The 14697-nt window shown below is 72.4% G+C and carries 12 protein-coding genes; 5 read left to right on the top strand and 7 right to left on the bottom strand.

Annotation, left to right across the window (positions count from 1 at the left end):
• Positions 1-19: 19 nt before the first annotated feature.
• Together ACVCAG_RS33235 and ACVCAG_RS33240 are read right to left on the bottom strand one after the other, a co-directional pair.
• The gene (locus tag ACVCAG_RS33235; RefSeq protein WP_440087415.1) at positions 20-1207 is read right to left on the bottom strand and encodes an HTH domain-containing protein; all 1188 of its coding nucleotides are present in this window, start codon (positions 1205-1207) and stop codon (positions 20-22) included.
• A 139-nt stretch (positions 1208-1346) separates the two neighbouring features.
• A complete protein-coding gene (locus tag ACVCAG_RS33240; protein WP_440087414.1) occupies positions 1347-3032 on the bottom strand; it encodes a CocE/NonD family hydrolase in 1686 nt (561 codons plus the stop codon).
• Positions 3033-3387: 355 nt separating this feature from the next.
• Here ACVCAG_RS33240 and ACVCAG_RS33245 point away from each other — a divergent pair, with 355 nt between their 5' ends.
• The 3 genes from ACVCAG_RS33245 to thyX all read left to right on the top strand — a co-directional run bounded on the left by ACVCAG_RS33245 (position 3388) and on the right by thyX (position 7951).
• Positions 3388-5529: an anthranilate synthase component I gene (locus tag ACVCAG_RS33245; protein ID WP_440087413.1), complete on the top strand. Its 2142-nt coding sequence runs from the start codon at positions 3388-3390 to the stop codon at positions 5527-5529.
• A gap of 123 nt (positions 5530-5652) precedes the next feature.
• A complete protein-coding gene (locus tag ACVCAG_RS33250; protein ID WP_447191063.1) occupies positions 5653-7146 on the top strand; it encodes an amidohydrolase in 1494 nt (497 codons plus the stop codon).
• A gap of 112 nt (positions 7147-7258) precedes the next feature.
• Positions 7259-7951 carry an FAD-dependent thymidylate synthase gene (thyX, locus tag ACVCAG_RS33255; protein ID WP_440087411.1) on the top strand — a complete coding sequence of 231 codons (693 nt, stop codon included), beginning with the start codon at positions 7259-7261 and terminating at the stop codon, positions 7949-7951.
• A gap of 104 nt (positions 7952-8055) precedes the next feature.
• Here thyX and ACVCAG_RS33260 read toward each other — a convergent pair whose 3' ends face one another.
• Positions 8056-8385: a hypothetical protein gene (locus ACVCAG_RS33260; protein WP_350977370.1), complete on the bottom strand. Its 330-nt coding sequence runs from the start codon at positions 8383-8385 to the stop codon at positions 8056-8058.
• Positions 8386-8732: 347 nt separating this feature from the next.
• Positions 8733-9848 carry a globin domain-containing protein gene (locus ACVCAG_RS33265; RefSeq protein ID WP_440087410.1) on the bottom strand — a complete coding sequence of 372 codons (1116 nt, stop codon included), beginning with the start codon at positions 9846-9848 and terminating at the stop codon, positions 8733-8735.
• A 489-nt stretch (positions 9849-10337) separates the two neighbouring features.
• On the opposite strand from ACVCAG_RS33265, the gene ACVCAG_RS33270 reads away from it, so the two are divergent.
• Positions 10338-11024, top strand: coding sequence for a gamma-glutamyl-gamma-aminobutyrate hydrolase family protein (locus ACVCAG_RS33270; protein WP_440087409.1), 687 nt, complete (start codon positions 10338-10340; stop codon positions 11022-11024).
• A 212-nt stretch (positions 11025-11236) separates the two neighbouring features.
• Positions 11237-12151, top strand: a complete 915-nt coding sequence (locus tag ACVCAG_RS33275) for an alpha/beta hydrolase (protein ID WP_447191064.1) — start codon at positions 11237-11239, stop codon at positions 12149-12151.
• Positions 12152-12284: 133 nt separating this feature from the next.
• Here ACVCAG_RS33275 and ACVCAG_RS33280 read toward each other — a convergent pair whose 3' ends face one another.
• The 3 genes from ACVCAG_RS33280 to ACVCAG_RS33290 form a co-directional block, all read right to left on the bottom strand.
• The gene (locus ACVCAG_RS33280; RefSeq protein ID WP_447191065.1) at positions 12285-12701 is read right to left on the bottom strand and encodes an SRPBCC family protein; all 417 of its coding nucleotides are present in this window, start codon (positions 12699-12701) and stop codon (positions 12285-12287) included.
• Between the two features lie 80 nt (positions 12702-12781).
• A complete protein-coding gene (locus ACVCAG_RS33285) occupies positions 12782-13963 on the bottom strand; it encodes an acyl-CoA dehydrogenase family protein (RefSeq protein WP_440087406.1) in 1182 nt (393 codons plus the stop codon).
• Positions 13964-14048: 85 nt separating this feature from the next.
• Positions 14049-14657, bottom strand: coding sequence for an rRNA adenine N-6-methyltransferase family protein (locus tag ACVCAG_RS33290; protein ID WP_440087405.1), 609 nt, complete (start codon positions 14655-14657; stop codon positions 14049-14051).
• Positions 14658-14697: the final 40 nt, after the last annotated feature.

Genomic DNA, 14697 nt, shown 5'->3' on the forward strand with positions numbered 1-14697 from the left:
CTGGGATCCCCGGCCGGGGTCAGCGGCCTGGCGCGCCGGTGTCGGAGATGTCGGGGGCGGGGTCGGCGGGGGAGCGGGGAGAGGCGTACAGGTCGCGCAGGCGGGTGGCCGCTTCGGCGAGGCGGGCCCGGAGGCCGGGCGGGTCGACGACCTCGGCCTCCGGGCCGAAGCGGAGGATCTGGCTGTAGGCGATCTCCGGTGACTCGACGGGCAGGCGGAACGTGACCCACCCCTGCCCGTCGGGCTCGCCGGCGGAGGCCAGGGCGGAGCCGAGAGCGGCGGGGTCGGCGACGGCGGGGAGCGCGCGGCGCCCGGCGGGGCTGAGCCGTACGGTGACGTGCGCGGTGAGCAGGGACCCGGCGAACTGCGCCGCCCGCTCGCCCCAGAACGCGGCCAGGTCGAAGGTCTCGTCCCGCTCGAAGCGCAGGCCGGAGTGGATCTCGACCTCGTCGAAGCGGTCGACCCGGTAGATGGCGAACCGGGTCGCCAGGTACCAGACTCCCGCCTTCAGCACGAGCCCGTACGGCTCCAGGCGCCGCCGGGCGGCCCCGGCCTGCTCGGACCGCCCGCTCTCCCCGGCCCGTCCGTCACGCTCGGTCCGGCCGCCGCGTTCAGCCTGTCCGGTTCCTTCGGTCCGCCCGGTTTCCCGGGTTTCGCCGGGCTGACGGGGCTGATCGGGCTGTCCGGGCCGGTCGGTCTGTTCACCCGGCCGGGTGCGCGTGGCACGCCGGTAGAGGGCGGTGACCGGGTGGTCGCCCCACACCGCCCTGGCCAGGGGCGCCAGCGCCGCCGGTGGGGGACGCTCGCTCGCGAACCAGCCGGGGGCGTCCAGGTGGAAGCGCTGAGCCGCGGTCGCGGGGGCGTCGCGGAGGCCGGGGGAGAGCGCGGCGGAGGCCTTCAGCCGCGCCGTGGCCGCCACCTCGCTCAGTCCCATCTCCCGCAGCGCCTCCGGCACGCCCGACAGGAACAGCGCCTCCGCCTCGGCGCGGTCCAGCCCGGTGAGGCGGGTGCGGTACCCGTCCAGCAGCCGGTAGCCCCCGCCTCGCCCGCGGTCGGCGTACACCGGCACGCCGGCCTCCGACAGGGCCAGCACGTCACGGTGGACGGTCCGCTCGGAGACCTCCAGCTCCCTGGAGAGCTCCGCCGCGGTCATCCCGCCCCGGGCCTGGAGCAGCAGGACCAACGACATCAACCTGGCCGCGCGCACCCTCCGACCCTAGCCCCGGCGCACCCGTGACCGCGGCAGGGTGGGGCACGGGCGGGACCTGGGTGAGGTCGGCCGGTGCCGGCCGGAGGCGGCCGGGCGAGGGCGGAACGGGACCGCGCGGGAGGGAGACCCGGCCCGGTCAGGAGGGGACGAGGGGCAGCACGACCGCGGACGGGTGGGACGGGTCGTGGAAGATCTCGTGGTCGGTCGTGACCATCGCGCTGCCCGTGCCCAGCGGCTCACCGGTGCCGAGGTTGCGGGCGATCCGGGGGTACGCGCCTCCGGCGACGTGCACGCGGATCCGGTGGCCGCGCCGGAAACGGTGCCCGATCGGCCACAGATCCACCCGGACCTGGCGGATCCCGTCGTCCCCGGCGGGCGGGTCACCGGGAGCCAGGCGGCGTACGCCCTCGCACACGTTGTAGGAGGCGCCGTCCGGGTGCACGTCGCAGACCCGGACCACCACGTCGGCGTGCCCGGTGCCCGTGCGCACGTACAGGTCGGCGAAGACCGGGCCGATCATCTCCGTGTCCCGCCGCAGCTCGGGGCCGGTGTAGACGAGCACGTCGCGCCGGGCCTCCAGCCTGCGGTTGTCACGCGGTTCCGAGTTGCCCAGCAGGACCGGGCCGCCCAGCGCGGGCGTCGGGTGCGCGGGGTCGTAGCGGAAGCGGTCGGGCTCGGCGCCGTACGGGCCGCCGGTGCCGCCAGGGCCTTCGACGGCATGAGGGGCATGAGGGACGTCAGGGGCGTCAGGGGCCTCGGGGGCGTCGGGGGCGAGGCCGAAGCCGGGACGCAGGCGCCAGCGCTGCTCCCGCACGCCGGGCACCGGCCAGTCGGAGTAGTCGCGCCACTCGCCCGCGCCCGTCACGTACAGCCTGACCGGCTGCTCGCGCAGCCCCGACGGGTCGCCGAGCAGGTGCGCGCGGAACCAGGCGAGCGCCTCGGCGTTGGCCACCCGGCCGTGCCGCACGTCCGCGTGGTACCAGGGGCCGATCGTCAGGTACGGGCGCCGCCCCGCCGCCCGCATCGCCGTGTAGTCCTTGACCTGCCAGGGCAGGAAGACGTCGTACCAGCCGCCGACCATGGTGACCGCGGCCTCCACCTCGCCCACGGAGGCGGAGAAGTCGCGCCTGCCCCAGTAGGCGGCGGGCTCGGCGTGGTGGGCCAGCAGGTCCTGGAAGAACGGCATGCCCCTGCCCGCCGACAGCGTGTCAAGCTCCCCGAGGGGGCGCCCGGAAAGGGCCGCGCGACGCGTTCTGCGCGGGATGAACAGAGCGCTCGCCCCGCCGAACGGCCGTTCCATGGAGGCGGTCAGCGTGGTCCACATCAGCGACGACTCCAGCGCGAACGCCCCGCCCACATAGGCGGCGTCCCGGAACTGGGAGGCGGTCACCGAGGTGGACATGGCCTTGAGGTCAGGCCCGGCGAACGGGGCGATCGCCCACTGCGCGTATCCCAGGTAGGAGGGGCCGTGCATGGCCAGACTCCCGCCGTACCAGTCCTGGGCGCGCAGCCAGGCCAGCGTGGCCAGCCCGTCGTCGTGCTCGTCGCCGAGCGGGTCGAGCAGGCCGCCCGAGCCGAAGCCGCCCCGGCAACTCTGTATCACGACCTGGAACCCGTGCCTGGCGAACCCGCGCCCGAAGGTCCGCCCGAACACGCCGCGCCTTCCGTACGGGGAGCGGATCAGGATCGTGGGCGGGCGCACGGCGCCGGCCGGCGCGTAGCGGTCGGCCAGCAGGGTGACCCCGTCGGGCATCGGTACCGGCAGGTCGCGCTCGACCGTGACCCGGTGGACGGCCGTCCGCGGCCAGGTGATCGTCCCCATGTGCTCTCCTCGCGCAGCCCCGTGATTACCCACTGGTAACAGAACAGGGCTCGCGATGGCCAGGGCTCTCCGGTGTGAGGCTCGTCATCCTCCGGCCCGCCGGCTCCGTACCGGCGCCTGCCCACCTCCCTGGATTCCCCGCCGGTACGGGGCCGGCGCGGTGTCACGTTGCATGATCGCGGTCACCGCCGGTACTCTGGCCACATGCGAGACCCGATTACCCTTCAGTGGTGGCGCCGCTTCTAGGCGGCGCAGGTTTCGCATTCGCGAGCAGACAGGCGGCCGCCCAGGGAGGCGGCCTTTTCTGCGTCCGCTCCCTCTGGGCATCAGGGACATCAAAAGGGGCGATACCGCAGTGGAGACGAGCCGATATACCACCGCAGGCGGCATAGGGGTCGAGGTCACCGCGTCCGACGTGCCCGAGACGGTGCTTGAGGACGTCGTCACGACGCTCGGCGAGCGCCGTGGCGGAGTGCTCTCCTCCGGGATGGAGTATCCCGGCCGCTACAGCCGATGGCACCTCGCCTACGTCGACCCCTGCCTGGAGATCGTCGCCAGGGGGCGCAGGATCTCCGCCCGCGCGCTGAACGCCCGGGGCAGGGTGGTCCTGCCCGCCGTCGTGTCCTGCCTGCTGGCGGCGGGCAAGCCCGTCGAGGAGCCGACGGCCGACCTCGTCGAGGTCTACGTGGCGGAGTCGGAGGACATCCTCCCCGAGGAGATGCGCAGCCGCCGTCCCACGGTCTTCACCGCGATCCGCGAGGTCATCGCCGCGTTCAAGGGCGAGAACGAGCACCTGGGCCTGTACGGCTCCTTCGGCTACGACCTGGCCTTCCAGTTCGAGCCGATCAGGCAGGTTTTGACGCGGGCCGCGGACCAGCGCGACCTCGTGCTGCACCTGCCCGACCGGGTGATGGTGATCGACCGCAAGAGGGAGACCAGCAAGGAGTTCCGCTACGAGTTCACCGTGGACGGCGTCTCCACCCACGGGCTCGCCCGCGAGGGGGAGGTCGTGCCGCTGACCCCGCCGCCGTCCGAGCTCCCGGCCGACCCCGAGAGGGGCTCCTACGCCAAGGTGGTGGCGGCGGCCAAGGAGAAGTTCGTCCGCGGCGACCTGTTCGAGGTCGTTCCCGGCCAGGTCTTCCACGCGCCCTGCACCGACCCGGCCGCCTTCTACCGGGGGCTGCGCAAGGTCAATCCGGCGCCGTACGAGTTCCTGTTCAACCTCGGCGAGGGCGAGCACCTGGTCGGCGCCTCCCCGGAGATGTACGTCCGGGTCAGCGGCGACCGCGTCGAGACCTGTCCCATCTCCGGCACCATCGCCCGCGGCGGCAACCCCATCGAGGACGCCGACGCGATCCGGACCCTCCTGTCCAGCGTCAAGGAGGAGTCGGAGCTGACCATGTGCACCGACGTGGACCGCAACGACAAGTCCCGCATCTGCGTGCCGGGGACGGTCCAGGTGATCGGCCGCCGCCAGATCGAGATGTACTCCCGGCTCATCCACACCGTCGACCACATCGAGGGCCGGCTGCGCCCGGAGTTCGACGCCCTCGACGCCTTCCTCACCCACATGTGGGCCGTCACCGTCACCGGCGCCCCCAAGACCTGGGCGATGCAGTTCATCGAGGACCACGAGGCCACCACGCGGCGCTGGTACGGCGGGGCGGTCGGCTACATCGGCTTCGACGGCTCGATGAACACCGGCCTGACCCTGCGCACCGCGCAGATCCGCGGCGGGGTCGCCACCGTCAGGGCCGGGGCCACGCTGCTGTTCGACTCCGACCCCGAGGCCGAGGAGCGGGAGACCGAGCTCAAGGCCAGCGCCCTGCTGGGCGCCCTGGCCGCGGTCGGCGCGGCCCCGCAGGAGCGGGCCGAGGCCGAGGTGGCCGCCACGCCGCCGGGCAGCGGGATGAAGGTGCTGCTCGTCGACCACGAGGACTCCTTCGTCAACACCCTCGCCGACTACTTCCGCCAGCAGGGCGCCGAGGTCGTCACGCTCAGGCACGGCTTCCCCGTCACGATGATCGACGAGATCGCGCCCTCCCTGGTGGTCCTGTCGCCCGGCCCCGGCTGGCCGTCCGACTTCGGGCTGCCCGCCCTGGTCGGCGCCCTCTACGAGCGCGACCTGCCGGTGTTCGGCGTCTGTCTCGGCCTGCAGGGCATGGTGGAGCAGGCGGGCGGCACGCTCGAACTGCTGTCCTATCCCGAGCACGGCAAGCGCGGCCAGGTGCGGCGGCTGGGTCCCAGCGCCCTGCTCGACGGGCTCCCCGAGGAGTTCACCGCCGCGCGCTACCACTCGGTCCACGCCAAGCGGCCGGGCGTCGCCGGGTTCACCGCCACCGCGCTCACCCCGGACGGCGCGGTGATGGCGATCGAGGACGTGGAGCGACGCCGTTTCGCGGTGCAGTTCCATCCCGAGTCGATCCTCACCGCCGAGGGGGGCTCGGGAGCGAAGATCATCGCCAACGTTCTCCGCCTCTGCCGCAAGAACGGGTAAAGAACCCGTACTTCGCGCCCGGCGGTCCCGCCGGGTGACCCTAGAGTTCTCCCCGTCGTGGAGACCGCCGGGCGTACCGGGCCAGGACCGGCCGGTACGCCCGGCGGCGGGGGAGGAGCGGGCATGAGGTCGGACGGCGTGCTGCCCGTCGAGTTGCCCGACGCCGTACGGGAGGCGCTGCTGGCGCCGCTGGTCGACCACAACTGCCGCGGTGTGCGCCGCGACGAGCTGACCCGGGCCCGGTTCGAGACGCTGCTCACCGACGCGGAGACCCCCGCGCCGCCGGGCACCACCCACTTCGACACCCCCGCGGGCGCCGCGGTCCGCCGCTGGTGCGCCCCCGTTCTCGGCCTCGCCCCGCACGTGCCGCCCGCCGTCTACCTGGCCCGCAGGGCGGAGCTCGGCGCGACGGAGGTGAACCGGCGGCTGCTGGGCGCCGCGGGGATCTCCACCTTCCTGTTCGACGGGTCCGACGACTCCGATGATTCCGGCGACTCCGACGGGGAGGGCTTCGGCGGCCCCGGCGGTCGCGGCGGTGTCGGACCCCGTGGTGCCCTCGGTGCCCTTGGCGGCTCCCGCGGGTTCGAAGGTCCCGGAGTCCTGGACCGCCTGGAGCGTCCGGACCGCCGGGACCGTTTCGACGGCGGCCCCGGCGGTGCCGACGAGGTGCCGCCACCGGCCGGGACGGGGCACGCGGGCGGCGCGGACACCGCGCGGGTCGTCCACATCGAGCGGGCCGAGGAGGAGGTCGCCGGCACCGCCGTCTCGGGCGCCTCCTACATCTCCGCCCTCGCCCAGGAACTCGCCGAGCGGGCCGTCCGCGCCGTCGCGCTGAAGTCGGTCACCGCCCACCGCTCCGGCCGGTCCCTCGAGCCGGCCAGGCCGAGCCGGGGAGCGGTGATCGCGGCGGCCACCCGGCGGCTGGCCTGCCCGGGGGAGAGGCTCACCGACCAGGTGCTCCTGCGCCACCTGCTCTGGACGGCGATCGACGTGGCCAGGGAGTACGGGCGGCCGCTGCAGTTCCACACCGGCCTCGCCCGCCACGCCGGCGGTACGCGCCACGGCGCCCACCCGGGGCGCGCCGGCCGTGCCACCTCCGGCGGCCGCGGCGCGTACGGCGGCCACGAGACCCATCGGGTCGGCGGTCACGGCGGCTTCGGCGCCGCCGGAGGTCTCGCCGGTTCGGGCTGGGGTCCCGACTCCGGTCCTTACGGCGCGGGTCCGGCGCCGCTGGCCGGCTTCATCACGGCGACGCAGCCGATGGGCGTCCCCGTCGTCCTGTTGCACTGCCATCCGTTCCATCGCCAGGCGGCTTATCTGGCGGGTGCCCTCCCGCACGTCTACGTCGACGTGGGAGCGGCCCTGGCCCGCAGCGCCACGGGGTCGGCCGCGGTCATGGCGGAACTGCTGGAACTCGTGCCGTTCCACAAGCAACTGTTCGGTTCCGGCGGCCACGGTGTGGCCGAGACCTGCCACCTCGGGGCCCTGCACTACCGGCGCGGCCTGGCCGGGGCACTCGCCGCGCGACTGGCCGACGGCGAGTGGAGCGCCGCGGACGCCGCCCGGGTGGCGCAGATGATCGGCTCGGGAAACGCCCGCCGGATATACCGGTTGTGACGGGTGCCCGCCCCCGGGACGGCTGGGCCCCTGGAATAATGTGGCGACTGTTGGTGCGACGAGGGGGGACCAGTTGACGGGCGATGGGGCAGAGGCACGTTTTCTCGACGACGTGACCGTGGAGTTGGTCAAGCACAGTGCCTCCGACACCGACGTGCTCTGGGCCGCGCGGGTGTCGACCGCGGGGGAGCAGTCCCTGGAGGAGATCGGCAAGGACCCCGAGCGCTCCAGGGGGCTGCTCAACTTCCTGATGCGCGACCGGCACGGCAGCCCCTTCGAGCACAACTCGATGACGTTCCTCGTGTCCGCGCCGATCTTCGTGTTTCGCGAATTCCATCGCCACAGGGTCGGATGGTCATATAACGAGGAAAGCGGGCGTTACCGGGAGCTTCAGCCTAATTTCTACGTTCCGGGTCCGGAGCGGAAGCTGGTCCAGGAGGGCCGTCCGGGCAAGTACGTCTTCGCCGAGGGCAGCGCCGAGCAGCACAAGATCGTCACTGAGGCGATGGAGTCGTCGTACCGGCAGTCCTACGCCGCCTACCAGGAGATGCTGGAGGCCGGGATCGCCAGGGAGGTGGCCAGGGCGGTGCTGCCCGTCGGTCTCTTCTCCTCGATGTACGCCACCTGCAACGCCCGCTCGCTCATGCACTTCCTCTCCCTGCGCACCAAGAACGAGCAGGCCAGGGTGCCCTCGTTCCCGCAGCGCGAGATCGAGATGGTGGCGGAGAAGATGGAGGCGGCCTGGGCGGAGCTGATGCCCCTCACGCACGCGGCCTTCGTGGCCGCCGGCAGGGTCGCCCCCTAGAGGAGCCGCCGGGCGTGCGGGCCGGAGAGCTTCCCGCCCGCCGCCTCCTCGGTTCTCCTCGGTCTCCTGCCCGCCGCGCTCGGCCCGGTGTTTCTCGCGGGCGGTCAGCTCGTGGTCTCCTGGCGGCGGGAGAGGGCGGGCAGGACGAAGATCTCGGCGCCCGGGGGCAGCGCGCAGTCGAGGCCGCCGAGGTGCCGGGCGTTCTCGCCGCAGACGAACATGCTGATGTGGCGGCGGATGCACCCGTAGTCGTCGCGGAGCCGCTGCTCCAGGGACGGGTGGGTGCGGCGGAGCATGTCGAGGGCGGAGCCCAGCGTGGGGTGGCCGTCGTCGTGGTCGGCGATGGCGAAGACGCGGATCTCGGTGGTCTCGCCCGCCCAGTGCCGGAGCGTGGCGGGAAGCATGAAGGTCACCAGCGTGACGGGTCTGGCCATCGGCTCAGCGCACCGTGTCGCGAGGGGAGGGCGCGGCCGCAGGGCCCGGACCGGCCGGGGGCCGGGGACGGGTGTCGTCCTGACCCCGGCGGAGCCGCCGCCGGTGGAGGGGGCCGGGGACGGGCGCGTGCGGGCGGACGACTCCGGCCGGAGAGCCGGACGGATGACGATGGCGGCGGACGGGTCCGCGCGGGTGGCGGTCGAGAGGTGGGCACGGGCTGGGAGGGGGGCCGTCGTGCATGACCATCTCCTTTCGGATTGGGCCTCATGCTGCCATGCCACGCCGTGTCCCGCCGTGCTCTATGAAATTTGCGTGATCAGTTCGGGGTGTTAGTCCCGATTGTCGTTCAGAGCTCACCCTGCACGATGTCCCGGTGGATGTGCGGCAGCGGCATTCCGCCCCGCTGGAGCCTGCGGACCGTCTCGTTGACCATGGCGGTCGGGCCGCAGACGTAAGCCTCGTGGCCGGCCCACGAGTGGAACCGCTCCATCACCTCGGCCACCTGACCCCGCATGCCGTCGTACCCCGGTTCGCCGGAGACCACGGGCAGTACCCGCAGCCACGGGAAGGCCGACTCCATCCGTACCAGGTCGGTCAGGTCGTAGAGTTCGGCGGCGGTGCGGGCCCCGTAGAGCAGGTGGACGTTGGGACGGCGTCCGGAGCCGATCACGTGCTCCAGGATCGCCTTGATGGGGGCCAGGCCGGTGCCGCCCGCCACGCACAGGATGTCGCGCCCGGAGTCGGCGGGCACCATGGTGCCCATCGGAGGGCCCAGCATCAGGGTGTCGCCGATCCGGGTGTGCTGGACCAGCGTGGTGGAGACCCAGCCGCCGGTGATCGCGCGGACGTGCAGGCGGACGGTGTTGTCGTCCCTGGGCGCGTTCGCGATGGAGAACGTGCGCCAGACGCGCGGCCAGCGTGCGGTCTGCACGTTGACGTACTGGCCGGGCGTGTAGGGCAGCTCCTGGTCGAGCCGCAGGGTGATCACCGCGATGTCCGGCGTGCGGAGCTCGTGGTCGATCACCTCGGCCAGCCACCAGGCGGGCGACACGCCCGCGTCCGACTCGGCTGATTCGATCATGAGATTGGCGGCGGCCGTGTACGCGGCCACCCACGCCGCCTCTATCTCGTTGTTCCAGATCTCGGCGGCGAAGCGCCTGATCGTGGCGAGGAGCGCGTTGCCGACCGCGGTGTAGTGCTCGGCGAGGACCCCGTACTTGCGGTGGTCGCGACCGAGCTGGCCGAGGAACGACGCCAGGCTGCCGGGGCTGTCCAGGCTCCAGACGATCCTGGTCAGCGCGCTGAACAGGCGGTCGCGCTGGACGTCCATCGCCGGGGGGAACATCGCCCGCAGGTGCGGGCTCTCGGCGAACAGGCGCCCGTAGAAGTACGCCGCGGCCTTGTCCGCGACGGGTTCGACGAGAGCGAAACTTTCCTTGACGAGATGCGGATTCAACGACATTTAACGAACCCACCCTAATTGATCGGATCAAAGTCCGATCATGCAGATCCACCTCCCTGACGGCTCCGGGTGACGAGCGACCGGGAGCCCCGGCTCACCTGGCCACTCGAATTTGAGTCTTCCATCACCATGTAGACGTCACAACCGTTTCTCAGCAATATGGTGGGAAATCTAACTATCCGTAATTGAAAAGTTATTTTGCGTGACCAACTAATTGTCGGCGATCGATGTAAGCGAATAATAATCACGTTCGATTTGAACCGAGAGTTCACTGGTCGTAAACCATGTGGTCATGTCGGAGTTCCGGATCGCCGGGGGTGTGAACCGTCCCCGCGGTGAGAGTTGAGGACTCCTGGCGAGACGACACTGATACCTCGAATGTGTGACATGACCGAAATGGAGTGCGCCATGATAGGGGAGCTGTTGGAGGTGGGATCGGTGCTGTCCGAAACAGGTGGCGCCACCTCGCGCACGCCCCCTGGAGAACGCATGCCCCGACCCTTGATCGGTATCACCACCTACCTCGAGGCCGCCCGCTGGGGCGACTGGGTCAGGGAGGCCGTCCTGTCGCCGCCCTCCTACGCGCGGGCCGTCGAGAAGGCGGGCGGCGCCCCGGTGCTGCTGCCCCCGCTCAACCTCGGCGGGATCGACGACTACGTCGGCGGCCTGTCGGGCGTGATCCTCGCCGGCGGGGGTGAGCTCGACCCCTCCCTCTACGGGGCCGCCCACGAGGAGCGCGTCAGGGACCCCCAGCCGCACCGCGACCGCTTCGAGCTGGCGCTGGCCCGCGCCGCCGTCAAGGCCGACCTGCCGCTGCTCGCCTCGGGGCGGGGCATGCACGTCCTGAACGTCGCCCAGGGCGGGACCCTGATCCCCTGGCTCCCCGAGGTGGTCGACCACGACCGCCACGCCGCCGCCCAGGCGCACCGCATCCAGATCAGCGTCTCCAGCAAGCTCGGCAAGACGGTGGGCGACACGGCCGAGGTGACCGCGCCCCATCACCAGGCCGTCAAGCGGCTGGGCACCGGCCTGCTCGCCGTGGCCTGGGCCGACGACCAGATCGTCGAGGGCGTCGAGCTGCAGGGGCACCGGTTCTGCGTCGGGGTGCAGTGGAATCCCGGGCGCGCAGGGGACAACCGGCTCATCGAGGCCCTGGTCGAGGCGGCCCGGCGGTGACGTCCGACGGTGACGTCCGGCGGTGACGTCCGACGGTGCGGCCCGGTGGCATGGCCCAGGCGGCCCGGCGCCGAGGCCCGGCGGTGACGCCGAGGCCCGACGGTGGCGATGCCGAGGCCCGGCGGTGACGCGCGTCCGGTGTTCCGCGACGCTCAGGGGCCGTCGCGCGCGGGGTCACGCCGTGCGGGGATCCGGCGGGTAAAGTGCCGATCATGCCGTTGCACCCGCAGGCCGAGGCCTACCTGAAACTCTTCCAGACGGACCTCGGTGCCCCTCTCTCCACGCTCACCCCCGAGATGATCGCCGAGCTGCGGACCCTGGACGCCTTCGCCGAGCAGCGTGGTCCGATCATTCCCCTCCCGACGGTCAGGGACGAGGTCGTCGGGGGCGTACCGGTCCGGGTCTACCGGCCCGAGGAGGGCGACGGTCCCCTCCCCGCGATCGTCTACTTCCACGGCGGAGGCTGGGTCTTCGGGAGCGTCGAGCGCAACGACGCCCTCGGCCGCGACCTCGCGGTGCGCAACGGGGCGGTCGTGGTCTCGGTCGACTACCGGCTCGCGCCCCACCACCCCTTCCCCGCGGCGGCCGACGACGCGTGGAGCGTCGTCCAGGACGTCTTCGCCCGTCCCGGCGCCTACGGGATCGACCCGGGGCGCGTCGCGGTCTGCGGTGACAGCGCCGGGGGCAATCTCGCGGCCGTGGCCGCCTGGCAGGCCAGGGACGCCGGGCTCGAACTGGCCCATCAGCTGCTCGTCTACCCGGTGGCCGACGTGGCGATGGACACCGGGAGCTACCGTGCCTACGCCACCGGTTTCGGGCTCGGCGCGGAGGAGATGGCCTGGTTCGTCGCGCAGTACGGCGGTGACCCGGCCGACCCCCGGCTGGCTCCGGCCCGGCTGGCCGACAAGTCCGGCCTGGCTCCGGCGACGGTGATCGTCGCCGAGTGCGACCCCCTCTGCGACGAGGGCGAACAGTACGCCGCCCAGCTCGCCGCGGCCGGGGTGCCGGTCGAGGTCAGGAGATACGAGGGGGCCATCCACGGGTTCTTCGGCCTGCCGGGCTTCTTCGACCAGGCGACCGAGGCACGCGAGTACGCCGCGGCCCGTCTCGCGGAGGCCTTCCGGTAGCCGGTTCTTTCCGGCCGGCCGATATCCGCCCGGCGAGCGGAGTCTTCCCGCGGGGCGTCTCCCGCGGGAAGGGGCCGCGCCGCGACATCCGCCGGAGACGCCGCCCGGACCGCGCGGCAGCGACGGCGCCCGGTCAGAAGCGCCCGTGCAGGGCGGCCAGGCCGGGCTCGAAGACCTGGTCGACGACGAACCTCCGCACCTTCGCGGCGTCGCCGGTCTCGAAGGTGGCCGACCACTCGACGAACGCCCTCCCGCTGTCGGTGACGGGGGCGACCCGGTAGAGCGCCCGGTAGTCACGGACCGGCAGCGGGCTCTCCAGGATCTCGTACGTCGCCGAGCGCGAGGTGTCGTCGAGGGTGAGCAGCCGCTCCCTGAAGACTCCGCCGGGGCTCTCCAGCCTGCGCACCGCGCCCGGCCGGGAGTCCCCGCCGTCCTCGATCTCGCAGCCGGTGATCGCCGGCAGCCACTCCGCCAGGTTGCCGAAATCCCTCAGGTACTCCCACACCTCGTCGGCGGAGGCGTTGATCACCGTGCTGGCGTACGCGGACATCGGTCACTCCTCGTGCTGGCCGTCGCCGACGGTCATGCCCGCGCGCGCCACCGGGTAATCAGGGCCACCGGGTGATCGGGTCAGAAACTCCTGGGCAGCCCGAGCACCTGGGTGGCCAGGTAGTTGAGCAGGAGTTCCTCGGTGACCGGGGCGACCTTGCCGATGCGGGCGTCGGCCAGCAGGCGGGCCACCGGGTACTCCAGCGAGTAGGCCATGCCGCCGTGCGTCTGGAAGGCGTGGTCCGCCGCCTCCCACGCGGCCTGCGAGGCGGTCAGCTTGGCGATGTTGGCCTCGGTGCCGCAGGGCAGCTGCCTGTCGAACAGCCAGGCGGCCTTGTAGAGCATCAGCCTGGCCAGCTCGATCTTCGCCTTGACCTGGGCGAGGGGGAAGGCGATGGCCTGGTTGGCGCCGATCGGGCGGCCGAAGACCTCGCGCTCCTTGGCGTACTGCACGGCCACCCGCAGCGCCACCTCGGCGCCGCCGAGCGCGGAGGCGGCCAGCAGGACGCGCTCGGGGTTGAGGATGTCCCACAGCACCAGCGCGCCCTGGTCGACCTCGCCGACCACGTTCCTCTCCGGGACCCGGAGGTCGTCGAGGAAGACCATGTTGGACGGGGTGGTGTTGGCGCCCAGCTTCGGGATCGGCTGGAAGGACAGCTGCCCGGCGGCGACCGCCTCGGGGACGTTCACCAGCAGGACGGTCAGGCCGTTGGAGCGGGGTTTGGCCTCGGCGGCCGGGATGGTCCGGGTGACCAGGAGCATCCAGGTGGCGCGCTGCACGCCGGTGATCCAGATCTTCTGGCCGTTGACGACGAACTCCGCGCCGTCGCGGCGGGCGAAGGTGGAGATGCCCAGGGCGTTGGACCCGGCGTCGGGCTCGGTCAGCGCGAAGCAGGTCTCCAGCTCGCCGGTGGCCAGCCTGGGCAGCAGCTCGTCGCGCTGCCACCGGCTGCCGTGCCTGGACAGGGTCATCGCGCCGAACCCGGGGGTGAGCACGTAGGTGAACGCCGAGCCGCCGGCCGAGCCCGAGGCCGACAGGGTCTCGGTGGCCACGGCCAGCTCCAGCAGGCCCTGACCGCCGCCGCCGTACTCCTCGGGCACGGCCAGGCCGAGCCAGCCGCCCTTGGCCAGGTCCTGCCAGACCTCCTCGGGCCAGCGTTTCTCGCTCTCGCACCGCTGCCAGTAGTCCAGGTCGTAGCGGGCGCAGATGTCGCCGATGCCGCGTTGCACGGCGAGGGCGCTCTCGGGGAGGGTGAAGTCCACGATGATCAACTCCATTCTGGCTGCGGGCGCAATCGTAGAACGTAGTTCGGTATCTTCGTGGCGTCCCGGCCCCGGGCCCGCGGGATCAGGCCTCCCGGGCGGGGTCCAGCCGCGGCCTGCGCGCGTGGTAGACGAAGGCCGGCGGCACGTTGCCCCACACCGTCCGGCCCGTGACGACCTCCTCGAAGGTGTCGATCAGGCGCCTCCTGAAGCGCCGCGCCGGAGGAAGGCGCTTGGCGAAGCTGTAGGCGAAGGTGGTGAAGGCCGTGTGCGGGCCCATGATCCCGGTGACCGCGCCCAGCAGGCGGGCCTGGATCTCCTCGGAGAACGCGGCCCAGGGGAGCCCGCTCACGATCGCGTCGGCCTGGGGCAGGCCGCGCTCCTGGAGCAGCTGGGGCAGCCGTACCGCGTCGTCGACCACGACGTCCACTCCCGGGTTCCTGGCGGCGAGGAACTCGGCCAGCTTCGGGTTGATCTCGACGGCGATGTGGTGCCCCCGGCCGCCCAGCCGGCGCTGGATCTCCGCCGTGAACGCGCCCGTGCCGGGGCCGAGCTCGACGATCACCGGGTCGCCCCGGTGCGGGATCGGCGAGGCCACCGTCTCGGCGAGCCGCCGCGAGCTCGGCGCCACCGCTCCGACGGTGCCCGGCGAGCGGATCCACTGCCCCAGGAAGAGCGTGGTGTCATTGGTCATGGTTTGAAGGGTAGAGGGTACGGAAGCGCGGGCAGTACGC

The sequence above is a fragment of the Streptosporangium sp. G12 genome, from assembly GCF_052983175.1.